The sequence below is a fragment of the Streptomyces alkaliphilus genome, assembly GCF_014141535.1.
In the GTDB taxonomy this organism is placed as follows: Bacteria; Actinomycetota; Actinomycetes; order Streptomycetales; family Streptomycetaceae; genus Streptomyces; species Streptomyces alkaliphilus.
The window spans coordinates 1-5,538 of the sequence record NZ_VKHT01000281.1; the positions used below are offsets into that span (position 1 = coordinate 1).

Annotated in this window: 7 protein-coding genes and 1 pseudogene; 5 read left to right on the forward strand and 3 right to left on the reverse strand. The window is 66.7% G+C overall.

The window, feature by feature from the left end:
* The first annotated feature begins 55 nt into the window (after positions 1-55).
* On the forward strand, positions 56-949 hold the full coding sequence (locus FNQ90_RS11175) for a DUF5936 domain-containing protein (protein WP_143620745.1): 894 nt from the start codon (positions 56-58) through the stop codon (positions 947-949).
* 28 nt (positions 950-977) lie between these two features.
* Here FNQ90_RS11175 and FNQ90_RS11180 read toward each other — a convergent pair whose 3' ends face one another.
* Both FNQ90_RS11180 and FNQ90_RS11185 read right to left on the reverse strand, forming a co-directional pair.
* The gene (locus tag FNQ90_RS11180) at positions 978-1,310 is read right to left on the reverse strand and encodes a hypothetical protein (RefSeq protein WP_143620741.1); all 333 of its coding nucleotides are present in this window, start codon (positions 1,308-1,310) and stop codon (positions 978-980) included.
* Between the two features lie 145 nt (positions 1,311-1,455).
* Positions 1,456-2,109: a hypothetical protein gene (locus FNQ90_RS11185; protein WP_143620739.1), complete on the reverse strand. Its 654-nt coding sequence runs from the start codon at positions 2,107-2,109 to the stop codon at positions 1,456-1,458.
* Between the two features lie 431 nt (positions 2,110-2,540).
* Here FNQ90_RS11185 and FNQ90_RS11190 point away from each other — a divergent pair, with 431 nt between their 5' ends.
* From FNQ90_RS11190 to FNQ90_RS11205, 4 genes are all read left to right on the forward strand, one after another.
* A complete protein-coding gene (locus FNQ90_RS11190; RefSeq protein WP_228471040.1) occupies positions 2,541-2,744 on the forward strand; it encodes a hypothetical protein in 204 nt (67 codons plus the stop codon).
* Positions 2,745-2,833: 89 nt separating this feature from the next.
* Positions 2,834-3,349 (forward strand): hypothetical protein, encoded by a 516-nt coding sequence (locus tag FNQ90_RS11195; RefSeq protein ID WP_182606228.1) that lies wholly within the window; start codon positions 2,834-2,836, stop codon positions 3,347-3,349.
* Between the two features lie 6 nt (positions 3,350-3,355).
* Positions 3,356-3,967 (forward strand): hypothetical protein, encoded by a 612-nt coding sequence (locus FNQ90_RS11200; protein WP_182606229.1) that lies wholly within the window; start codon positions 3,356-3,358, stop codon positions 3,965-3,967.
* A gap of 52 nt (positions 3,968-4,019) precedes the next feature.
* Positions 4,020-4,754 (forward strand): OmpA family protein, encoded by a 735-nt coding sequence (locus tag FNQ90_RS11205; protein WP_182606230.1) that lies wholly within the window; start codon positions 4,020-4,022, stop codon positions 4,752-4,754.
* A gap of 24 nt (positions 4,755-4,778) precedes the next feature.
* Here FNQ90_RS11205 and FNQ90_RS11210 read toward each other — a convergent pair.
* A pseudogene (locus FNQ90_RS11210) lies at positions 4,779-5,538 on the reverse strand (hypothetical protein); the annotation flags it as partial.

Here is a 5,538-nt window from a genome sequence, read left to right on the forward strand (position 1 = left end):
CAGCCCACCCGACCCGACCGAACGCCCGGAGCCCGCCGTGACCGACCTCGCCCCGCTGCTGCCCCTCCTGCTCGGCCTGGCCGCGGCCGCGGCCGTGCTCGGCCTCATCGCCGGCGTTCGCATCCTGCGGGCCGGAACGCCATTGCCCCCCGACCTCGCCCTCGCCCTGGAAGTCGGTTCCACCCGGGTCTCCGCAGGCCATTCCGCCGTCGACCGCCTCGGCATGCGCATGGCACCCCTGGTGCTGCGCCTCATGGGACCCGCCGCCGTCGACCGCAAGCGTCGCCGCATCGATCAGGCGGGCAACCCCGGCGGCCTGACCCTCGACCGCTACGCGGCCCGGCGTGCCGTCTACGGCCTCTTCGGCCTGCTCCTGGCACCGATCTTCCTCGCGGCCGGACAGCCCCTGTTCGCCGTCCTCGCCCTGGCCTTCGGCCTCCTCGCCGCCGATGTCCTCATCTGGCAGGGCGCCCGGGCCCGCAAGGAGGCGATCGAACGAACCCTCCCCGACTTCCTCGACGTCCTCGCGGTGGTCGTCTCCGCCGGGCTCGGCTTCCGCCAGGCACTCGAACGCGTCTCCTCCCGCTACACCGGCCCCTGGGCCGACGAGATCCGCATCACCCTGCGCCAGATGGACATGGGGGTCTCCCGCCGCCAGGCCTTCGACGAACTGCGCCGACGCAACGACTCCGAGCCCGTCAACCAGTTCGTCTCCGCCCTCCAACAGGGCGAGGAGCTCGGCTCGCCGATCGCCGACACCCTGGTGCAGATCGCCGCCGACATGCGGCGCACCGACGCGCAGAACGCCCGGCGCCGCGCCGCCCGGGCCATCCCCAAGGCAACCCTGGCCACCCTGGTGTTCATGGTCCCGGCGACGATGATCATCATCGTCGCCGGGATGATCCTCGGCTCCGGGACCGACTTCTTCGCCATTCTCGGCGACGGCTGATCCGGCCCCGCGCCGCCCGATCGGGACGTCAGATCGGCGTCTGCTCCCCACCCGGAGCGGGCGGCCCCTCCGCGTTCCCCTCCAAGGACGCCTCGTACTCCCGGTCCAGGGCGGAGAATTCCTCGACCACCATGTCGGCGATCTCCTTCAGCGCCGTCAGCTGGTCGTCGATCCGCTGCCGACCGTCCCGCCAGTTCGAGACGAAGTCCTCCAGCGCCTTGCGCACCGAGGAGTCGCCGATGTCGTCCTCGTAGTTGTCCACGGTCCGGCCGGTGGCGTTCATGCGGGTGCGCACGGACTCCAACTCCTCGCCGAACTCCTCCAACATCTCATAGGGAACCTTCAGGTCGTTGTCGCTCACCTCGGGAACACCCCCTCGGCCCCGGGGGCCGCGCTCGTCGAACGGAAAGGACCAACGGACGGAAGACCGGACGGGAAGGCCGGGACCGGTATATCGAACGGGAAAGCACACCGTGTGAACGGAGAGGGCGCCGGCGCCCGGGGTCTCAGACGAAGCGGAAGGTCGAGGCCACCGCGTCGAACACGTCCAGGAACGAGTCGGCCAACTCCACCATGTGACTGCTCCCCGCGACCAGGGCCACCCGGTTCGCGCTCCCCGGCACGGGGATGAAGGTCTGCGACAACACCACCCGTATCGGACGCGGATCCTGACGGTACCGGATGTCCTCCACGCCCTCGGTGCGTGCCACGGTGCCCACCTCCGGGATCTCCACAGTGGACACCCGGCGCCACGGATCGCCCTCGCGGCGGGCGGTGATCTCCTTCAACTGCCCGGCGATCGCCCGCGGATCGGTGGACAGCGCGGCCCCGGTGGAAGTGCGCGCGTCGAGCAGGGAGACCGTCATCGAAGCCGTGACCGGAACCTTCCCGCCGAAAGTGTCCGCCATGCAGCCGATCCAGGCCGCCCCCGACTCCCTGGCCTCCTTGGCCTGACGACGCAGGAACGAGGCGATCACCTCCGAGTGCTCGGCCAGTTGGGGACTGGCGCGCACCCGTTCCCGCACCAGACGGCGGATCCCCTCCTCCCGGGTCTCCGGGCGGATGTCGAACTCCCACCAGGTGTCAGGAACCTTGATGTGGAAGCCCTCCCGCTCCACCGCGACGGTGTCCACCCACTTGTCGCCCGAGTCGCTGACCATGGCTTCCCTCCCCGCGGGCGTCTCCCGCACCCAACCGTGCACGGGGAGCCGGCGGACTCGCCACCGGGGCGGTTGCACGCCCCCCGTTCCCACCTCGTCACCGTACCCGGGAGTGACCAACAGACCAACGGCCGGTCCCGTTCCGATACCGACCTTCGGCCATCCGCTGCCCAATTCGTGCGGGATGTGGCACAGTCAGTTGCGATGGGTTCACTGGGTGGTTCGGGGGAGGGATGTCATGAGACACGACTCCTCTCCGTCGCCCGGGGACCTCGTGTACGAGGATCGCGGCCGCCTCGGCCGCCGGGACCGGGGCACCGCACCCCGGATGGCGCCACCGGCCGACCACCCTCCCGCCTCCGGGAGGAAACCGTCGGCACGGGGTAGGGAATCGACAGCCGCGCAGGGGGCGGCTGGAAGAGAGGTTCACCATGACCAGAGTGCTGTTGGAGTGGAAGCATCGCGTCGCCGGACGCCTGGGGTCCGCGTCCCCGGACCGCGGCGCGGGCTTCGTCGAGTACGCCGGCCTGCTCCTCCTCATAGCCGCGGTCGTGGTGACAGTTTTCGGCCTGGGACTGGACAACCAAATCGCCACGGCTGTGCAGCGTGCGGTCAGTTCCGTCCTCAACCTTTGACAAGGGAGACATCCGGAAGTCGCTGCCCACGCGACCGTGGTGCGGCGTTTCCACTGTATATCTGGCTGATCAGTGTCGGCCTCTTCGCCATGTTGGCTTTCTTTGTTTTCGCTCAGGCAGCTGCTCTGCGCGGAACGGGTCAGTCGGCTGCTGACGCCGCTGCTCTGGCTGCTGTACGTGAAGCGCGGGACAGTATCTATGAGGATTTTCTGACCTCTGTTGGAGGTGAGGGGGTCGACTTGGTCGAGATAATTTCCGGCGGCCCCTTGGGGGTGGGGTCTGCGTGTGGCGAGGCCCAACGGCTGGCCTCCATGAATAATGCCACCCTGGTCCACTGTTCTCCGCTTTCCGGTCGCCTTGGCTATGCAGTGACCATTGAAACAAATGACTCGGTTGCTCAGACAGTTATTCCGGGTGTAGGAAACCAGACGGCTCGCGCCGAAGCCACGGCGGTCATGGAGCCGCTCTGCGATGTACAGGAAGGGGAAGCCGAAGATGACTTTCCTGAGCTCTCTTGTGAGAGTGACACCTGGCAAATCGATCCCGACAGGGAGATCTCTGGTTTCGAGCCCCGAGATCTCTTCGGGATTCGCCTGGAAGACTAACGATGCGTGCCTTTTTGTAAAGGGATCGGTGCGATGAATCTCCGTGACAGCAAAACGCGCCTCATCCTGGCGGCGATAGTTCTGGGTTTGGCTTTGATATTCATTGTGGCCAGTTGTAGTAGGGGTGATGGCGAATCAGATCCTGGCGTGGAGGCAGAGCAATCGAATGACTCGAATTCCCCGGGTGATTCGAATGGGGAAGCGGAGGAAGGTGGCCAGGAAGTATCTTTCTTGGCCAGCGTGACGGGAGAGGGTGGCATCACGCTGAACTTCACTCGTGCCGAGCGTGAAGAAGGCGGATTTCTGACGGTAGAAGGAGTGATGCATAATGCCACCTCGGAGGTATGGGTGGACCTCGCCTGGCGAGGTACGGAGAGGGAGCTCGCGGTAAATGGATTTTCTATGGCCGGTGCGACTCTGACGGCGAAATCCGAAGGAAAGCGCTACCTTGTTCTTCGTGACACCACGGGGCGTTGCTTGTGCACCGGCTTCGGTGGAGCCGTGAACCCCGGGGAAACGGTGGAGTGGTTCGCCCAGTTCCCGGCTCCCGATCCGGCTACCACCGAGGTTGATTTCCAGATCGGACGTATGCCGACCGTCACCATCGAGATTGGCTAGGAGCCACGTCATGCGAGACATGCGCGCAGCAGCTCCGGGGCGGGTGGTTGCCGTGGCGGCAGCCACGGCCGTCGCTCTCGGGATCGGGGCCCCCGCCTTCGCGGACGAAAAAGGGGAATACGAGCAACCTCCCGGATACGAGGCCCCCGCCCCGCCGCAGATCGACGCCAACGCCCCGGGCCTGATGCTGGGGGACGGGGCCACCCTCGCCGAGCCCCGGGTGCTCGACATCAAGTTCGTGATCGAGGACACGGGTACGCCGCAGCCGGCGGCCACTCCCCAGCCGGAGAACCCGGATCCTCCGATTGAGGGCGACGAGGGCGACGAGGGCTCCGAGGAGGAAGAGCCTGCGGGGCAGGAGGAGACTCCTCAACCCGATGAGGGAACGGCTGTCGACAGCGCGGGTGAGACGCGGGAGGAACGCACGGGCAACCAGCGCAAATTCACCCTCCAAACCGACGTGATCTTCGGCAAGGACAGTGACGTGGTGAGTGATGAGGCCAGGGAAGCTCTCGCTGTGGTGGCCGAGGCGATCGCCGAACACTCACCCGCCGAGGTGAACGTCTTCGGCTTCACGGACAATCTGGGATCCTACGAGCACGGTGTGACACTCTCAAACAATCGTGCCCGTAATACTCAGCAGGTTCTCGTGGAATTGCTGGACGATCCATCCGGCATCAACTTTAACGTTCGAGGCTACAGCGAGGATTACCCCCTCTACGACAACAGCACGGAGGAAGGACGGCAGAAGAACCGCCGGGTGGAGATCTCCTGGCCCAGCTCCTGACCCTGTCGACCCGATCCCTCTCGCTCATTCCCAGCGGGTGGCCAGCGTTCGATAGGTCCGCAGGTCCTGGTTGTGGGGATCGCCGGTCACCTTGTCGAACCACAGGAGCGCGGTCGAACCGTCACGCAGGACGAAGCAGATGCCCATGTTCTCGTGCAGGCTTCCGTCCCGGACGATGTCCTCTACCGGAACGGGATTGGGGAGTGTCGGCTCCCGGGCAGCCTCCCGGCACTCCTCCGCCGAGATCCTCGGATCGGTGACGCGTCCCGCCTCCACCTCCGGCACGATGTGGAAGCCGTCGTCGTCCACGCCGGGTTCGGGGCATGCCTGATAGACGATCTCGGGATCCGCTCCCACGTGTTGATGGGAGCCGTATCCGATGCCGGTGGTCGCCGTGAGGGTTTCCAACTCCACCATGGTGATGCCCGCTCCGTAACAGGTTCCCAGTGCCACGGTGGCGTTCTCGGTGTAGCGCGGGGCGTGGATGGTGAGCGGAACGACTTCACCCGAAACGGCCTCTCCCCCGCTTCCGGACCCCTCGTCCCCGCCCGGGCCGCCCGTGGGGTCGGTACCCGACGCCTGGCCGTCATCGGCCTGTTCGGCGGCCGGGTCCGTGGGCGTATCCGATGGGGCGGATGCGTCGGTGCCGTTGTCGTTTCCGGTGTCATCACCCGTCAGGTGGGTGGTGAGGAGGGTGCCGCCGATGGCGGCGACCGCCACGGCGAGGGCGGTCGCCAGGACGAGGGGGCCACGTCGGCGGCGCGGTGCACCGGAGGACGGCGCC

What these genes read in the sequence shown, in the direction of transcription:
- FNQ90_RS11195 (WP_182606228.1), top strand. Translation starts at nt 2,834, where the DNA reads ATGTTGGCTTTCTTTGTTTTCGCTCAGGCAGCTGCTCTGCGCGGAACG.
- FNQ90_RS11185 (WP_143620739.1), bottom strand. Translation starts at nt 2,109, where the DNA reads ATGGTCAGCGACTCGGGCGACAAGTGGGTGGACACCGTCGCGGTGGAG.
- FNQ90_RS11190 (WP_228471040.1), top strand. Translation starts at nt 2,541, where the DNA reads ATGACCAGAGTGCTGTTGGAGTGGAAGCATCGCGTCGCCGGACGCCTG.